Raw genomic sequence first — 1,246 nt, 5'->3', positions numbered from 1 at the left:
TTACAACAGCGCCGTCGCGGCGTGTGGTCTTGCTGGCGGTTTTGACCTGCCAACCACAGTAATGCCGTTCATCCTACGTAATGTGCGTCTGCAAGGTGTGGATTCCGTGATGTGTCCAACCGAAAAACGCATCGCAGCATGGGAAAAACTGGTTGAGCTACTACCAGACAGCTATTTCGAGCAAGCGTGTACTGAAGTAGAGCTCGCTGAAGCGCCAAAATACGCCGAAGATATTACCAACGGCCAAGTAACGGGTCGCGTAGTCATCAAGCTGTAGCTATAAAGCTACGTTATCAAGCTACAAATCAGCACTTCACGTAAATAGAGCCAGCGTTGCTGGCTCTTTTGTTATCAGTTCAATCCCATGTCTTCGATTCGCTTTGCAATCAGCCTGCTGCACTCTTCACGCACAACGGAGCGCAGCCATTCTTGAGCAGGAGAATGCTCACAGCGCGCATGCCAAATCATCGAATAATCAAAAGGCGTAAATTGGAATGGCAACGGTTTTACGACTAGGTCATAGCGCTCAGCAACCAGATACGCCAAATCTGCCGGAACGGTAATGATGATAGGCAGAGTATCCACAATCGCCAGCGCAGCTTCTAAATGGTACGCACGCAGCACCATTTTGCGTTGCGGCTTGTCGATTAAAGCTTGCTCAATCAACGCTTTCACTCCGTCACTGATGGCAATCATCGCGTGAGGGTGGCTCAAATAGTCGTCCAAACTCATCTCTTGATTCGCCAAAGGATGCTGTTTGGACAGTAAACACAACACGCCAACGCGACCAAGAATCTCGCTACGCAGCGGCTCTACGGGGCCTGTTGGGCGACAAATGGCGAGATCTGCCCCTTCATAAGTCAACTGATCGGATAAACGGTCATGCTGCAAAGGCAAAAAGTTAAACGACACATTCGGCGCTTCTTGATAAATGCGCGGTAAAGCAAACGGCAGAATGGTTTGCATAGCGTAGTCCGTGGTCGCGATAGTGAACGTCTGATCGCACTGCTGAGGATCGAACTCGACGGGCGACAACAATTGGCGCAGCGATTCCAACGGTTCACCTAAAGAGCGATCAATTTCTAGCGCTTTTTGGGTTGGGATCAAGTGCTGACCTTGGCGCGTAAACAGCGGATCGCCAAGCAGATCGCGTAATCGCCCTAACACACGACTCATCGCCGATTGGCTTAAATTAAGGCGAGTTGCCGCCTTACTGACGCTGCTTTCTTCAATCAGTACACGCAAC

Annotated in this window: 1 protein-coding gene and 1 pseudogene; one reads left to right on the top strand and one right to left on the bottom strand. The window is 50.4% G+C overall.

Annotated elements, in window-relative coordinates; translation table 11 throughout:
- Nucleotides 1–277: pseudogene (locus R8N49_RS24820) on the top strand (oxidoreductase); the annotation flags it as partial.
- Nucleotides 278–351: 74 nt separating this feature from the next.
- On the opposite strand, the gene R8N49_RS24815 reads toward R8N49_RS24820, so the two are convergent.
- Nucleotides 352–1,245, bottom strand: a complete 894-nt coding sequence (locus R8N49_RS24815; protein WP_318190177.1) for a LysR family transcriptional regulator — start codon at nt 1,243–1,245, stop codon at nt 352–354.
- Nucleotide 1,246: the final 1 nt, after the last annotated feature.

The sequence above is a fragment of the Vibrio sp. 1978 genome, from assembly GCF_033344345.1.
The sequence above is the reverse complement of the archived record's forward strand: the minus strand, read 5'-3'. Positions and strand labels throughout refer to the sequence as shown.